At 62.6% G+C, this 15,929-nt stretch carries 14 protein-coding genes; 6 read left to right on the top strand and 8 right to left on the bottom strand.

Going from position 1 to position 15,929, the window contains the following annotated elements:
- Positions 1 to 9: 9 nt before the first annotated feature.
- Positions 10 to 1,425: a lipid II flippase MurJ gene (locus GVN17_RS26370; RefSeq protein ID WP_166598227.1), complete on the top strand. Its 1,416-nt coding sequence runs from the start codon at positions 10 to 12 to the stop codon at positions 1,423 to 1,425.
- 6 nt (positions 1,426 to 1,431) lie between these two features.
- On the opposite strand, the gene GVN17_RS26365 is transcribed toward GVN17_RS26370, so the two are convergent.
- The 8 genes from GVN17_RS26365 to moaB form a co-directional block, all read right to left on the bottom strand.
- Complete coding sequence (locus GVN17_RS26365) at positions 1,432 to 2,364, bottom strand: LysR family transcriptional regulator (RefSeq protein ID WP_166598226.1); 933 nt, start codon at positions 2,362 to 2,364, stop codon at positions 1,432 to 1,434.
- 4 nt (positions 2,365 to 2,368) lie between these two features.
- Positions 2,369 to 2,746: a VOC family protein gene (locus tag GVN17_RS26360; RefSeq protein ID WP_166598225.1), complete on the bottom strand. Its 378-nt coding sequence runs from the start codon at positions 2,744 to 2,746 to the stop codon at positions 2,369 to 2,371.
- A 19-nt stretch (positions 2,747 to 2,765) separates the two neighbouring features.
- Complete coding sequence (locus GVN17_RS26355) at positions 2,766 to 3,956, bottom strand: CaiB/BaiF CoA-transferase family protein (protein ID WP_166598224.1); 1,191 nt, start codon at positions 3,954 to 3,956, stop codon at positions 2,766 to 2,768.
- A gap of 114 nt (positions 3,957 to 4,070) precedes the next feature.
- Positions 4,071 to 5,117: an HlyD family secretion protein gene (locus GVN17_RS26350; RefSeq protein ID WP_166598260.1), complete on the bottom strand. Its 1,047-nt coding sequence runs from the start codon at positions 5,115 to 5,117 to the stop codon at positions 4,071 to 4,073.
- 32 nt (positions 5,118 to 5,149) lie between these two features.
- Entirely contained in the window at positions 5,150 to 6,676 is a 1,527-nt protein-coding gene (locus tag GVN17_RS26345; RefSeq protein ID WP_166598223.1) for an MFS transporter, read from the bottom strand.
- 201 nt (positions 6,677 to 6,877) lie between these two features.
- Positions 6,878 to 7,804 (bottom strand): glycosyltransferase family 2 protein, encoded by a 927-nt coding sequence (locus tag GVN17_RS26340; protein ID WP_166598222.1) that lies wholly within the window; start codon positions 7,802 to 7,804, stop codon positions 6,878 to 6,880.
- A 90-nt stretch (positions 7,805 to 7,894) separates the two neighbouring features.
- Positions 7,895 to 9,109: a gephyrin-like molybdotransferase Glp gene (gene glp, locus GVN17_RS26335; protein WP_166598221.1), complete on the bottom strand. Its 1,215-nt coding sequence runs from the start codon at positions 9,107 to 9,109 to the stop codon at positions 7,895 to 7,897.
- 6 nt (positions 9,110 to 9,115) lie between these two features.
- Complete coding sequence (gene moaB / locus GVN17_RS26330; protein ID WP_166598220.1) at positions 9,116 to 9,655, bottom strand: molybdenum cofactor biosynthesis protein B; 540 nt, start codon at positions 9,653 to 9,655, stop codon at positions 9,116 to 9,118.
- A 78-nt stretch (positions 9,656 to 9,733) separates the two neighbouring features.
- On the opposite strand from moaB, the gene mobA reads away from it, so the two are divergent.
- From mobA to GVN17_RS26305, 5 genes are all read left to right on the top strand, one after another.
- Positions 9,734 to 10,327: a molybdenum cofactor guanylyltransferase MobA gene (gene mobA, locus GVN17_RS26325; RefSeq protein ID WP_166598219.1), complete on the top strand. Its 594-nt coding sequence runs from the start codon at positions 9,734 to 9,736 to the stop codon at positions 10,325 to 10,327.
- Between the two features lie 102 nt (positions 10,328 to 10,429).
- On the top strand, positions 10,430 to 10,654 hold the full coding sequence (locus tag GVN17_RS26320) for a YgdI/YgdR family lipoprotein (protein WP_166598218.1): 225 nt from the start codon (positions 10,430 to 10,432) through the stop codon (positions 10,652 to 10,654).
- Between the two features lie 282 nt (positions 10,655 to 10,936).
- Positions 10,937 to 15,202 carry an RHS repeat-associated core domain-containing protein gene (locus GVN17_RS26315; protein ID WP_166598217.1) on the top strand — a complete coding sequence of 1,422 codons (4,266 nt, stop codon included), beginning with the start codon at positions 10,937 to 10,939 and terminating at the stop codon, positions 15,200 to 15,202.
- A gap of 1 nt (position 15,203) precedes the next feature.
- Positions 15,204 to 15,527, top strand: coding sequence for a hypothetical protein (locus GVN17_RS26310; RefSeq protein WP_166598216.1), 324 nt, complete (start codon positions 15,204 to 15,206; stop codon positions 15,525 to 15,527).
- Between the two features lie 3 nt (positions 15,528 to 15,530).
- Positions 15,531 to 15,929, top strand: a 399-nt coding sequence (locus GVN17_RS26305; protein ID WP_166598215.1) for a hypothetical protein, incomplete at its 3' end; no start/stop codon positions are given.

Below are 15,929 nucleotides of genomic sequence, written 5' to 3'. Positions count from 1 at the left end.
GTCGGGCCGGTGTTCGGCTCGACGCTGTGGCTGACCCTCGCCACCCTCACCGGGCTGGCGGCAGGCTTCGCCCGCGAGTGGCTGTTGGTCGCGGCCTGGGGCGCGGGCGGGCGCAGCGATGCGTTTCTGGTGTCGCTGTTTCTCCCTGAAGCCCTGCGCATGGCATTGGCCGCCGGGTTACTGAGTGCCGCCGCGTTGCCGCTGTATCAGCAACGTGTCGCACAGGCGCAGCAGGACTGGCTGGGGGCGATGATCCCCCGCGTCTTGCTGGGCGGCCTCGGCGTCAGCGTGCTGTTGAGTCTGGGCGCGCCGTTCTGGGTACGCCTGATCGGGCCGGGGCTGGTCACTGACGGCTATGCACTCGCGGCCAGTTCACTGCAATGGCTCGCCTGGTCGGCGCCGGGGTTTCTGCTGCACGCCCTGCTCTGCGTGCCGCTGCAAGCCCGCTCGCGCTTCGTGCTGGCGGGCCTGGGTTCGCTGCTGTTCAACCTCCCTCCGGTGGTGTATCTGGCCGTGATGCGCCACGCCGCGACCCCGACGGGTCTGGCGTCCGCCTGCCTGCTCGGCAGTCTGTTGATGCCCGCAGCGCTGTTGCCGTCGCTCGTTCGCGAAGGCTGGCGGCCTTGGCACATCAGCCGTGCGCCGGGTGCCGGGCGCGAGCTGCTACAGCGCATTGGCCCGTTGCTCAGCAGCAACCTCGCCAGCCAGGGCCTGGCCTTGCTGGAGCGAATGGTCGCCTCGTTGCTGGGAGAAGGCGCGGTGACGTGGGTCAACCTGGCGCGCAAGCTGATCAACCTGCCACTGATCGCATTGATGAGTCTGAACCAGGTGTTGCTGGGGTTGATGAGCGGAGCCGAGGGGCAACAGCGCATGGACCTGCTGCGCAAAGGGCTGGGCAGCGCCACGCTGCTGACGGTTCCCGCCGTCGCTGGATTGATCGGCGCGGCGGGTGCGCTGGTCGCCTTGCTGCTGCCGAATCAGGCCGTCGACGGTCCGCTGCCGGGACTGCTGGCGTGGTTCGCCGTGCCACTGATGTTCGGCGCCTGGAACGCCCTGCTCGCCCGTTATGCCTATGCCGCTGGCGACACCCGTCTGCCATTGGCCTGCGAACTCACCGGCAGTCTGCTTAATGCCGTGTTGCTGGCGGTGCTGCCGTTTTTCTTCGGCCTGATTGGCATCGCCATGGCGGCGGTCTGCGGCGCGATCCTCACCGGCGTGCTGCTGATGCGGCGCCAAGGATTGCTCAGCGCGTTGCCCTGGCGCGAGCAATGGCTGTTAGGGGCCGGGGTGATGCTGCTGGCTGCCACCGTGCTGCACCCATTGAGCAATGTCTGGCTGCAATTGGGGCTAAGTTGCGCGTACGGGGCGGCGCTGCTGGTGGGGTTGGCGCTGTGGTTGAGGCCGTGGCGCAGCCTCAATCCTTGATCGGCATCACGCGGCCGGCCAGACCCCGGCATTGCGCGCGTCCGCCGTGGTGCAGATGTGCTTTAAGGTCTGGCGTAACCAGCGGTGGGCCGGGTCCTTGTCGAAACGCGGGTGCCAGGCCTGAACCACGCTCACCGGTTCCAGCACCAGCGGAATCACAAAGGGGCGCATGCGCAGGCCCAATTCACGCAAGCCCCACAGCACGGGTTCCGGCAACGAGACGATCAAGTCGGACGCCGCGATGGAGAAGATCGCCGAGTGAAAATTCGGCGTGGTCAGGGTGACACGGCGAGACAGTTCGAGTGACGCCAACGCCATATCGATAGGGCCATGGGGACGCCCACGCCGGGAGACGCTGACGTGATCGTAACGGGCGAAACGCTCCGGCGTGATGGGCGCCTCGAAGATGGGATGCGCTTCACGGGCCAGCGCGACGAACCGGGTGGTGAACAGTTGCTGCACCTTGATTTCCGGGCCGAAATTGCGCCGTGAGGTGACGTGCAGGTCGATCCGCCCTTCGCGCAAGGCATCGTCGTCGCCCTCGCCCTCGGGGCCGAACCTCAGCGAGCTGTCAGGCGCCTGTGTCCGCAAGACTTCCACCAGTTGGCCGCCGAATGCGCCAAAGAACACGTCGTTGGAGCGCAGATTGAAACGCCGCGCCAGGGTGCTCATGTCTACCTCATCACGGGCCTGGAACACCTCAGTCGCTTGCTCCACCAGACTGCGCACCTGCCCCTGCAACGCCAGCGCCCGAGGGGTCGGCACCAACCCCCGCCCCGCTCGCACCAGCACCGGATCGCCCAACGCTTCACGAATGCGCGTCAACGTCCGGCTCATCGCCGCCGGGCTCAAATGCATCCGCCTCGCCGCCGCCACGACACTGCCCTCTTCGAGCAAGGCATCGAGGGCGATCAGCAGATTCATGTCGGGCAAGGGCATGGGATCAAACCACCTCTGAGATCTCGATCAGGTTCAAATCCGGGTCGCGCACGTACACCGACCGGATCGGCCCCGTCGCCCCCGTGCGCATCACCGGCCCTTCGATGATCGGCCAGGGCGCGGCGTTGAGGCGGGCAATGACATCGTCCAGCGGGATCGACGCGATGAAGCACAGGTCCAGCGCGCCGGGGACCGGGACGTGGGCCTTGGGTTCGAACTCTTTGCCACGGATATGCAGGTTGATTTTTTGGTGGCCGAAGGTGAAGGCCATGCGTCCGGCGCCGAAGGTCTCCAGCGTCATGCCCAGCACGCGGGTGTAGAAATCCACCGTGGCGTCGGCATCCACGGCGGTCAGCACCAGATGGTCAAGGTGATCGATCATGTCGCGCTCCCAACACTGTTCAAATGAGGCCCCGCGCGCGCCACGCCGCGCGCTGTTCGGCGTCGATGCCCAACTCTGCGAGCACTTCATCGGTGTGTTGCCCGAGTGTCGGGGCCGGACGACTCACACCGCCCGGCGTGGTACCCAGTTTCGGGACAATACCCGGCAGCATGACGGGCGTGCCGTCGTCGAGCTGGCTGTCGAGAAGCATGTCCCGCGCCTTGTAGTGAGGGTCGCTGGCGATGTCGGCGGCGTCGTAGATCTTCCCGGCAGGAATCCGCGCCGCCGTGAGTTTGGCCAGCACATCGTCAAGGTCCAGGCTCGCGGCCCAGGCGGAGATCGCCGCGTCGATCAGCTCGACCTGCTTCACCCGGCCATCGTTGTGCGCCAGCGCCGGGTCGGACGCCAGATCGGGCCGTTCGATCAACGCCATCAAGCGTTGATAAATACTGTCGCCATTGCCCGCGATCAGCGCGTAGCGACCATCGCGGCAGCGGTAGGCGTTGGACGGCGCGATGCCCGGCAGGCTGCTGCCCGCAGGCTGACGCACGGCGCCGAACACTGAATATTCGGGGATCAGGCTTTCCATCATGTTGAACACCGACTCGTACAGCGCGACGTCGATTTCCTGCCCCTCGCCGCCGTTCTGGTCGCGGTGCCACAGGGCGAGCAACACGCCGATCACCCCGTGCAGCGCCGACAGCGAATCGCCTATCGAAACCCCGACGCGCACCGGCGTGCGTTCCGGTTCGCCGGATAAATGCCGCAAGCCGCCCATGGCCTCCCCCACCACGCCGAAGCCGGGACGATCCCGATAAGGGCCGGTCTGCCCATAACCGGAAACCCGCAGCATCACCAGTTTCGGGTTCAGCGCGTGCAATTCTTTCCAGCCCAGGCCCCAGCCTTCCAGCGTGCCGGGGCGAAAGTTTTCGACCAGCACATCGGCTTCGGCGAGCAATTTGCGCACCACGTCCTGGCCTTCGGGCTCACGCAAATCGAGGGTCACCGAACGCTTGTTGCGCGACGACACCGCCCACCACACCGACGTGCCTTCGTGCAGCAGGCGCCATTTGCGCAGGGGGTCGCCGGTGCCTGGCGGCTCGACCTTGATCACATCGGCGCCGAATTCGCCGAGGATCTTCGCCGCGAACGGCCCGGCGATCAGCTGCCCGAGTTCGATGACCCGAATCCCTTGCAGTGGCTTTTGCATGACGTGCCCTTTCTTGTCTGAAAAAAGTCGCGTCATTGTCGGCTATCCGGCGCGGAAATCCAGCAGCGATTCGTCCTTCTTTCATTCACGCCAGGCGCCCGTCAACGTCCTCGTTCATCGCACGCTGACGCTGTCCTCGCCGTTCGACCGGGTGTCGATGCTCGCGTCCACCGACATGCCCACCCGCAACCGGCTCAACAAGGGTTGCTGACCGTCGAGCACGATTTTCACCGGCAAGCGTTGCACGACCTTGGTGAAGTTGCCCGTGGCATTGTCGGGCTTGATGGCCGCAAAGGTCACCCCCGTGGCCGGTGCAATGCTCTGCACCCGGCCCTTGAGAGTTTCCCCGGAGAACATATCGACGCGCACCTGCACTGCCTGCCCCGGCATCACGTGGGTGAGCTGGGTTTCCTGAAAGTGGCCGATCACGTACACCTCATGCAGCGGCACCACCGACAGCAGGTGTGTGCCAGGCGTCACGTAGTTGCCGATACGCACGCCCCGCTCGCCGACCATGCCGTCCATGGGCGCGACGATTCGCGTGTACGACAGCTGCAACTGCGCCTGATCGTGGGCCGCTTGCGCACGTCTCACCCCGGCTTCGGCGGCGTGTTGCCGGGCAATCAGAATGTCCACCTGCTTGCGGTCCGCCGCCAGCGACGCGGCGGCGCTGTTCTGCCGCGCCCGCGCCGTGTCGATCCGGCTGCGGGCCTGTTGCGCACTTTGCAAGGTGCCCGCGCCCATGCCTGCCAGACGCTCGTAACGCACCTGTTCCTGATCCGCGAAGGTCACCTCCGCCCTGCTTGCCGACAACGCCGCTTCGGTCTGGGCGATCACCGAGGTCTGGCGCAGCAACACCGCGCTCGCCTGTTCGTATTGCGCCTTGGCGGTCAGCACTTCGGCTTCGGAGGCGATCAGGGCCGTCTGGAAATCCCGGTCGTCGATCACCGCCAGCAACTGCCCGGCCTTGACGTCCTGGTTGTCCTCCACCATCACCTGGCTGATGAAACCCGCGACTTTCGGCGCCACGTTGGAGTAATCGGCGGCGATGTAAGCGTCATTGGTGCGCTGCCGCCCATCGTCGCTGGTGAAACCGTAGAGGCCAACGGCAGCCAGTGCGATCACCCCACCGCAGAGGGCCAGGGTTTGCTTTGAGGTCATGTTCATGAGGGGCGTCTCTAAAGGTAAAGAAATCAGCTGGGGGCCTGGGGTGGGTAAACACGGCTCGGCATCAGGGGAATAAGCAGGATCAACCCGGCGGCCACCCAGCCCATGCAGTAGTAGAGGTCGATGCTGGCGAGGGTCACAACCTGCTCGTGAATCCGATGGGCGAGCGACGCCACCGTGTCCTGAGCCGCCAGCTCCGGGCTGTTGCCGAGCCGGTCCACCAGCACGTTGGAATGGAAGTGCTGACGGGACGTGGTCAGCGCATCCAGCACCCCGGTTGCGATCACCGACGCAAGGCCGCGCACGGTGTTGAACCACGCCGACGCGAACGGACCATCGGCCGGCGCGATCCCGCCCGTGGCCTGCATCAGCAGCGGCAATACGGCCATGGGCTGGCCGATCACCTGCAGCAGTTGCAGCCCGTAGAAATGCTCGCGAATCCACTCCGGGCTCATCTGCGTCGCCGCAAAGCAATGCAACGACAGCAGGCCCAGCCCCACCGTCAGCACCCAGCGGCAATCCACGGCGCGCACGTTGCACAGTGCCGCCAACAGCGGCAAGACCAGGAGTTGCGGAAGGGCCACCAACAACATCATCGGCGCGGTCTGCAAAGGGCGGTAGCCGTGGACTTGCGCCAAGTACGCGGACGGAATGGAGCCGGTCGCCGTCAGCACCACCAGCACTCCTCCAAGCGTGAGCAACGCGTGGGACAGGTTCAGGTTGGAGAGCATCTGCAGCTTGAAGAACGGCACCGGAGTGAACCACTCATTGACCATAAACAGCACCAGCATCGCCGTCCCGCCCAAGAGCAACACCGTGATCAGCTCCGACTCGAACCAGTCCAGGCGGTTGCCCTGCAAGAGCCCCGTGACCAGCATGCCGATCGCCGGAGCGCCCAAGAGCACACCCCGCCCGTTGAAAGCCTTGAAACGCTCCAGTCGCAGCGGGTCCTGAGGGATACCGTGGGCAATGGCAATCATCGCCACCAGACACGGGGTGATCACCTGCCAGAACGTCCACTGCCAGTTGAAATACTCAGTCCACAGCGCGGCCAGCGGCGTGCCAAGACTCGGCGCGAACGTGGCCGTCAACGCATAGCCCGCCAACCCATAGAGTTTGATGCCTGGCGGCAGAAACCGCAGGGCCACGGTCATCAGCATCGGCGGCAGGCACCCCGCCGCCAGCCCTTGCAGGGCGCGCAGGATCAGGAAGCTTGGGTAATTCGGCGCCAGCGGGCACAGCAGCGCCAGGACGATAAACACGCCGATGGCGCCCAGGGTGAACCGACGCAGCGAGAGCGTGACCGCGAACCAAGGCGCGAACGCGGTGGCCGTGAGCGAGGTGGCGGCATACAGCGACGTGACCCAGGTCCCTTCGTCGTAGCCGATAAACATTGCGCCGCGAATGTCATTCAGGGCAATGCGGGTCACACCTTCATTGACCCCCGCCACCAGCACCGCGAGCAATACACCCAGCAGACCCAGCACCGTTTGCAGGCCGAACGTGGCCGGGAGCGCAGCCTTGATCGCAGGCAACGGCGCGGCGGCGGTCATGGCGCCGCCCGCTGTCGAGCAGTAGGCAGGGAGGCTTGGGCAAGGTGAGACATGGGCGTATCACTCCGGAAACGGGCGTCGTTTCCGGCAGTGTAAAAAGCCTCAAGATGAAGAAAAATTTACATTTAGGCAGTGTATGAGTGCGTCAGACGCACGAATGGCGGCGCCACTGCTGATGCAGGGCGCAATCCCTCAGGCCAATCAAGCGTGTTCGCTGTCCCAAAAACGCTTGTACATTCCCAGCCGCCGCTTCAAAGGCCGCGACAACCGCGCCTCCTCCTTGCCCAGCTTGAACGCCAGCAGCTTAAGCCCGTTGCGCAAGAACGACGCCGGCCAGAGATACCAGCGTCGAGCGCCAAGGAAATCCAGCTCGGATTTCACGTAGCGAAACCCCTCTTTGCGGGCGCCGCCGAACCGGGCGTGAATCCACGATTCCCGGGCCTGAAACACGCCGATGTCGAAGTAACGCCGAAACTCTTCACGCAAGCTGTAGTTGTGGGAATGCCGACAGACTGCCGAGCCCTGGTAGGCGACTTTCCAGTGGGACAGCAACATGCGGGCCGCAACGTACATGTCTTCGGAGAGGATCACGTGTCGAGGAAACCCGCCCACGGCACGCAGCGCGTCACGCCGGTACGCCGCGAAGGAATTGGACATGAACGGCACCTTGATGCCCATTTCAGGCACGTCGGCGAGGGTCTTGATGCGTGACACCGGCGGGTAGTTGAACCAGCGAGCGTGTTGCGCCAGCACGGTGGCGTCGAGGTGCGGCAACTGGCGGCCACACACGGCGCCGACCAAGGGGTCGTCGAACGGCTGAATAATGTTTTCCACCGCGCGAGGGTCTTCGAGGTAGGCATCCTGAGTCAGGTAGACAAAGACGTCATAACGTGGATGGGTCTCGGCCATCATCTGCCGCGTCCCGCCGTGGTTGAAGTCCTTGCTGGCGATCTGGACGACGTTCTCGCAGCGGGCGCGGGCCAGCTCCCATGTGCCATCGGTGGAGCTGGAATCGACGATCAGGGTGTCGAAAACGGCGGTCTGGGCAGAGAGCGAATCGAGCAGCCGCTCAAGCTCCCTGCGGCCGTTGTACGTCGGGATCACACACGCAACGCGCAAAGCCTGCATAACAATACTCCGGGGCAAAGACTGAATACCCATTTGTCATGACGCACTTTCAGCGTAGCTCAGCTTCTCGCGATTGGATCCCGCCGCCGGTCAGCCCATCACCTCGCTCAAGGGGATGAAATTCAGCAGATCACCTTCCGCCACCCTGGTGCCTTCCATGACCTCGATCAGCCCGTCGGCCCACGCTGCGCTGCGCAACACGCCGGAGCTTTGGTTGCGGTAGGCGATCAGGCGGCCCTGTTCCAGACGCCCGCGCAAGTATTCGCGACGGTTGCCGGGCTTGGTCCAGACGAAACCGGCGGGCACCTTGAACTGCAGCGGTTTGACCTCGGTCACGCCCAGGCGTCGCAGCAGATAAGGCCGCGCCAGCAAGGCGAACGTCACCAGGGTGGATGCCGGATTGCCGGGCAAACCGATCACCGGCACGCCGCGAAAATGGCCAAAGGTCAGGGGCTTGCCCGGTTTGATCGCCAGCTTCCACAGCGAGATTTCGCCCTCTTCACGCAGCGCGTGACCGAGAAAATCCGCTTCGCCCACAGAAACACCGCCCGTGGAGAGGATCAGGTCAACGTCACCCAAGGCCCCCAGCGCGGCGCGGGTTTTCTCCAGATCGTCCGCCAGTATCCCGGCATCGACGACCTCGCAGCCCAAGCGCCTGAGCCAACTGCACAGCAACACGCGGTTGCTGTTGTAGATCTGTCCCGGACCCAGCGGCTGGCCCGGTTCGATCAATTCATCGCCGGTTGAAAGCACCGCGACCCGCGCCCGCCGAATGACCTGCAACTGGCCCAGCCCCAGGGTCGCGGCCAGACCCAATTCGATGGGGGTCATGACAGTGCCTGCGTCCAGCACCTTGTCGCCTACGGTGGTTTCCTGGCCTTTGGGGCGGATGTTCAGGTCGATGCTCAGCGGTTCAAGGAAACGCACGCGCTCGTCGGGCTGGACCACGGCGTTTTCCTGCATTTCCACGCAGTCCGCACCTGCCGGCACCGGAGCACCGGTAAAAATCCGCGCGCAGGTGCCGCGTTGCAAGGGCAGCGGCGCCTGCCCGGCGAAAATCCGCTGGCTGACCGGCAATGGCTCGCCGGTCCAGTCGGCGACGCGCAAGGCGTAGCCGTCCATTGCGCTGTTGGGCCACGGCGGCAAGTCCAGGGTGGAAATCAGGTCATCGGCGAGGATGCGACCTTGGGCGTCGGCCAGCGTCACGGTTTCGCGCTCGGTGATCGGCGCCTCCGCGGCGAGGGCCATCAAGCGCTCCATGGCCTCCTCCACCGGGATCAGGCCACGGGGTTCAGAGTTGCTCATCGGTCATCACCCACGGGTTGCGCACGGCTCGGCTTTCTTCAGGTGCGGCACGAAATTGCAGGGGCGGAAGCTGTTGTTCAACTGATCGGCCAGAATCCCGTCCCACCCGGTGCGCACGGCATTGGTCGAACCCGGCAGGCAGCAGACCAGCGTGCCATTGGCCAGGCCCGCCAGGGCGCGGGATTGAATGGTGGAGCTGCCGATGTCCGGCACCGAAATCTGCCGGAACAGCTCGCCGAAACCGTCGACCTGCTTGTCCAGCAGGCACGCCACGGCTTCGGGGGTGCTGTCGCGGCCGGTGAAGCCCGTGCCGCCAGTGATCAGCACCACTTGCACTTCATCGTCAGCAATCCAGGTGGCGACCTGGGCGCGAATCTTGTAGAGGTCGTCCTTGAGCAGCACGCGCTCGATCAAGCCATGACCGGCAGCGGTCAGGCGATCGACGAACATCTGCCCGGAGGTATCGTTTTCAAAGGTACGGGTGTCGCTCACGGTCAAAACGGCAATGTTCAGCGGCACGAAGGGGGTGTCAGCCTTGGATTTCATCGGCGTGGTCCGGTTGTAGGGAAAACAGTCCGGTGTTATATCACAGCACCCCTTTTTTCTCCGCTGGACAAGAGCACAATGACGCCTTCCGACACCCTGCCCCCTTGCTCGATCCTGCTGCTGGCCGGCGGTCAGGGCCAGCGCATGGGCGGCCGCGACAAGGGCCTGATCGAATGGCGCGGCGAGCCACTGATTCAACACTTGCATCGCCTGACCCGCCCGTTGACCGACGACCTGATCATTTCCTGCAACCGCAATCAGGACCGGTACGCGCCACTCGCCGACCGACTGGTTCAAGACGACGAAAGCGGGTTTCCCGGCCCTTACGCGGGAATTCGCGCAGGCATCGCCGTGGCGCGGCACGCCTATCTGCTGGTGATGCCCTGCGACCAGCCGCTGCTGGACCTCGCCCTGCTCAACGCGCTGCGCCGAAAAGCCGTCGAACACCCCGGCCAACCGGTGATGGTGCGGGAGGGCGATCAGTGGGAACCGCTGCTGTGCTGCATTCCGACCCTCCACGCCCCCGTCTTCGAGCAACATTGGCAACAGGGCCAGCGCAGCCCGCGCCGGACCATGGCCGAGCTGGGCGGCGTGGCGTTGCAATGTGACGACGGCGACCCTCGCCTGGCGAATCTCAACACTCCGGATTTGCTGTCCGCCGTTGAGCGCTGATTCGATCAGACTGCAGGTGCCGGGCAAGTTTCATGGAACTTTGCTCACAGCCCCCGCGTCAGAAACTTCACTACATAAAGAATGACCCTCGGAGACACAGTAATGAAACAACGGACTATTCCCGCAGCCTTCCTGCTCGCACTGGGCCTCGCCACCCTCGCCGGTTGCTCTTCGCCGACTGTGATCACTCTGAACGATGGCCGCGAAATCCAGGCCACTGACCAGCCGAAGTACGACGAAGAATCCGGTTTCTATGAATTCAAACAGCTGGACGGTAAAGAAACCCGCATCAACAAAGATCAGGTGCGTACCGTCAAAGAGCTGTGACGCCTGATGAGCGACACCTGATTCATCTGGTTTGAACGAGAGGCCCTGCGTCGAGAGATGCGGGGCTTTTTTGTGGCCGTTGGTTTGATTGCTATCAAGGCGCGGGTCTGATCGGTTATGGGGCGCCACGTCGTACACCTTACCCTCTCAAGCAGGACACAAACACCCGCCTCTGTAGTCCCTTTCTGAAAACTTCGCAGTCCTCCTTTTTTGTGTTTCACCGCCCAGACAGCCGCGTTTTAACCCCCTAGATTCCCCGTTTTTCTCAGCGCGGATCAGGGAATGTCTGACGCCTTATGGGCTGCCCGTCAGGGCGATGCCCTCGCTCACACCTCAATGATGGCCGACGTGTTCGGCGGTGCCCTCGAAGTGGTGGCCACCGTGGCGGTCGGCATCTTGGCGACCACAGCCATCGTCGCGGCGACGGGGCTGACCGTTGCCACGGGCGGGCTGGGCGCTTGTGTGTTGGGCGTGGTCGTTGGGGTGGCGGTGACCGTCGGCATGCAACTCACCGGGGCCGATAGGCAGCTCAGTGATTTCTGCCAGGGGCTGGCCAACGACCTGTTCCCGCCCACTGTTTGCGCGCACATCATCAGCGGTTCCCCCAACGTCTTCATCAACGGATTACCCGCTGCTCGCGCCGCTGGCGCGATATCAGAAGCGCCTTCCTCGCTGCCGGAAGATGCATCCTCCGAAGGCACCTTCCTCGACATGGCCGCCGGCTTTTTCTCTGAACTGTGGCGCCCCACCGTCGCCACGCCAGACCCCGGCGCCTCGCCACGGCCCAACGACCTGATCGCCTGCAACAAGCATCCCGGCACGCCCGGTCAATACCTCGCCGAAGGCTCAAGCACGGTATTCATCAACGGCCAGCCCGCCGTGCGCAGCGGGGATCGCAGCACCTGTGACGCGACGGTGGTGTCCTCCGGATTGATCTCACCCAACGTTCGCATCGGCGGCGGCACGGCGGTGGTGCGCACCATTCGCAGCGGCAAGACGCCGGGCGTGGGGCTGGCGGTGTCGGCGCTGATGATGTTGCGCGGTCGGCCTGTGAAATTCGTCAGCAACTTGCCGTGTCTGCTGATCGGCGGCGCTACGGGATATGTCGTCGGAGCGGTCGCGAGTGCTTTGGGTCGGGCGGTGTCCGGGTCGCCAAATCCGGTGCATGCGGCCACTGGCGCCAAGGTGTTGGGTGGGTCTGAAGAGCTGGATTTCGTCTTGCCGGGCGTGTTGCCGATCGAGTGGCAGCGGTTCTACAGCAGTCGCGATGAGCGGCGCGACGGGCTGTTGGGCGCGGGCTGGAGCGTGGGGTTCGAGGTCCGCATTGAGGTCGAGGCGCTCGCGGACGGTGGCGAGCGGCTGGTCTACATCGATGAGCAGGCCCGGCGCATTGACATGGGAGCGATTGCGCCGGGTGACGCGGTGTTCAGTCCCGGCGAAGGGCTGGCGGTCAAGCGGCATGCCGATGGCCGTGTGTTGATCGAGAGCGAGGACGGGATTTATCGGCTGTTCGAGCCAAATCTGGCTCATTCATCGCTGTTACGCCTGAGCCAGCTTGGCGACCGTAACGACAACCGGATTCATCTGGTGTACGACGCTGAGGGGCGACTGGCTCATCTGCATGACGGCCTTGATGTCGTGCGCGTGAGGTTGGTGTATTCGGCGCAATGGCCGGATCGTGTGGCGCGGATCGAGCGGGTGTTCGATGACGACGCGTCCGAGGCGCTGGTCAGTTATGCCTATGACGATCACGGCGACCTGAGTGAGGTGCGGGACGCGCTGGACAAGGTGCAGCGGCGATTCAGCTACGACGCGCATCGGCGCATGGTCGAACACCAACGGTCCACCGGGCTGCGTTGTTTTTATGACTGGGCGCTGATCGACGGGCGCGAGTGGCGCGTGGTTTATCACTGGACCGACGCGGGGGATGAATACCACTTCGCTTACAACCTGAGCGCCGGTGTCTCTGTCATTACGGACGGCCTCAATCGCCGCAGCGTCCGACGCTGGAACCCTCAGCACCAGATCACCGACTGCACCGACGCCCTTGGCCAGACGTGGCAGTTTTTCTGGAACGACGAGCGTCAGTTGCTGGGTGCCATTGATCCTCAGCAGGGCCGGTGGACCTTTGCTTATGACGACGCAGGCAATCTGAGTTCGACTGAAGACCCCCTTGGACGCATCGACTGCACGCTGTGGCTGGAACATTGGTCGTTGCCGAAGGTGCAAACCGATGCAGCGGGCCATCACTGGCACTACCGCTACGACGCGCGGGGCAACCGCACCCACGAAGTTGATCCTCTGGGGCATGTCACGCGTTATCGCTTCGACGAACGGGGCCGGGTCGTCGAGATCATCGATGCCAGCGGCAAAAGCAAAACTCTGCGTTGGAACGCATTCGGCCAACTGACCGATTACATCGATTGCTCGGGTTACAAGACTGAATTCCGCTACGACCGGCGCGGCTTTCTCGACCAGAGCACTGATGCGCTCGGTGAGCGAACGGAATATGGGTATGACGGGCAAGGCCGGTTGCTACGACGCGACCTCCCCGTTGGGCGCCGCGAACATTTCCTGCGCGACGACAGCGGTGCACTGATCGGCTACGTCAACGCCGCCGGAGACATCTCGCGTTACGGCTACGACCGGTGCGGGCGGCTGGAGCGGCATCAAGACCCTCACGAGCGCACGGTGAAGTATCGCCACGACGCTTATGGCCGGCTGGACACGCTGACCAACGAGAACGGCGAACGCTACCGCTTTGCCTGGGACGCCGGGGATCGACTCTCGACTCAACAGGGTCTGGACGGCAGCCAGCGGCACTATCGATACGACTCGCTGGGTGATGTGGTGGGCGTCACGCACGTGTCGGGGCATGAGTCGATCACTCATGCCTTCGAGCACGATGCGGTTGGACGCTTGATCGCCAAAGTGACCGACGACGGTCGCACGGCCTACGCCTATGACCCGCTCGACAACCTGATCGACGCGACCTTCACCGGTCTGGACGGCACGCAGCACAGCGTGAGTTTCACCTACGACGCGCTGGGTCAGTTGCTCAGCGAAACCACCGACGCCGGCACCGTTCAGCATCGCTACGACGAACTCGGCCACCTGATCCAGACCCAAACCCCCGACGGGCGCTGGATCAATCGCCTGCTGTACGGCAGTGGCCATCTGCACCAACTCAACCTCGACGGCCAGGTCATCTGCGACGTCGAACGGGACCGGTTGCACCGCGAAGTGCTGCGCACCCAGGGCCAGGTCCACACCCGCAGCGCCTACGACCGCAGCGGTCGACTTCAATCACGCGCTCGCCGACACGACAGTCGCCCCCGGCCCTTGCCAGCGGACAGCACCAAAACCTACGAATACGACCTCACTGACAACCTGATTGGCCGGGTCGAGCAGCAACGCCATGGCGACCACCAGACCTGGCTCGGTTACGACAGCAGCAGCCGGATCCTCTGCGCCCAGGACAGCATCAGCCGAAGGGTGGAGCGATTTGCCTATGACCCCGCCGCCAACCTCGTGGTCGGTGAGTCCGGCAAAGCGCGGGTGGCCCATAACCAACTGCTGACCTGGCAGGACAAACGCTATCGCTACGACCGCTACGGTCGCCTGATCGAAAAACGCAGCACCCGCCGCGGCCTCCAGCGTTTCAGCTACGACGCCGAAAGCCGCCTGATCGAAGTCAGAAACCCCGACCGCCACGTCGTGCGCATGACCTACGACCCGCTGGGCCGACGCATCCGCAAAACCCTGCACCACCCCGACGGCCACCTCCTCAACGACACCCGATTCACCTGGGACGGCCTGCGCCTGCTGCAAGAAGAGCAGAACGGCCTTTCCACCCTCTACCTCTATGTCGACGACAGCCACGAGCCGCTGGCCCGCGTCGATGGCCGAGACGGACACCAGAAAATCCGCCACTACCACAACGACCTCAACGGCCTGCCCGAACAGCTCACCGAACCCGACGCCCACGTCGTCTGGCAGGCGCGTTACCAGGTCTGGGGCAGCACCACCGAAGAAACCCGCGAACCCTACTTCCTCGAACACCAGAACCTGCGCTTCCAGGGCCAATACCTTGATCGCGAGACCGGACTGCACTACAACACCTTCAGGTACTACGACCCGGACATAGGGCGCTTCACGACGCCTGATCCGATCGGGTTGGCGGGCGGGCTGAATTTATATCAGTACGCGCCGAATCCCGTGGGGTGGGTGGATCCTTGGGGGTGGAGTTGTGTTCGGGTTCGGCACTACACAAGTAGAAAAGGCCTAAACGGAATCAAAGAGAGCGGATATATCAAGGCAAATGACAATAACAATGTCTATCTTGAGCCCGCCAGTAAAAAACCTTTGAGCGAAACAGCTGCCAGGGAGAAATACCAGCTTGCAAAAAATAAAGGTCGTGACTATGTAGAAACTGATGTACCTGAAGAGCTACTTAAATGGGTAAATAATCCCAGATATCACAGACTCGAGCTAACCGTTAAAGGCGACTTGCAGCTTAGCAACCCTGACTTTTTTAAAAGGAAGTAGCATGCTCAAAAAGAATGAAATCATTAAGCTTTCCGGTGTAGAAGCAATTTCTATAATAAAGGAAATTGAGTACCTATTAATCTCTTTAAACAAAATAGCCGAGTACCATTACAACAACGAACAACTAAAGCCCTCGGAAAACACGGCATTAGATTACGCACTCGAAACAACACGCTTTATTGACCAAAATAAAATAACACGGCGCTTGGCCAAAGTCAGGCGAATCGTTTCAGAAAAATTTGACGATGAATTGGGCAGTGATGATATGGATGATATTGAACGCGAGCTGGAACTACTCAAGTACTGGGAACGACCTGGTGATTAATTCATGAATGTAATCGACATGATCTGTAGCAACCTATTTTTGAAGAAGCTATTCCCTGACGGTCTGACTGAGCCTATTTATATTGGTCAATTCGGCCTGGATGTCGCTGGCAGATTTAGCATGAACATACATACCCAACAGAAGCCAGCAATAGAGGTCGCTAAATGGGGCACGTATGGCGATCACTATGATGTCATCGTAATCAGGCTCTTAGGGTGTGGGGCAAAAAATATTAGTTTCGAAAACTGGATAAATGCCGATTTCGCTTTTTTTGATTTTTCAAAAGAAGGTGATGACATTCGCATCACCGCTCGCGAAGCAAATTGGGCATTTGACGTCACGGTCGGAAACTTTAACTTTCAGGGATGCGACACTTATATCGACGCTCTCGCGCTCTTCTTT

The organism is Pseudomonas sp. SLFW (assembly GCF_009905615.1).
GTDB lineage: Bacteria > Pseudomonadota > Gammaproteobacteria > Pseudomonadales > Pseudomonadaceae > Aquipseudomonas > Aquipseudomonas bambusae.
This window is presented reverse-complemented; position numbering and strand designations above follow the sequence as displayed.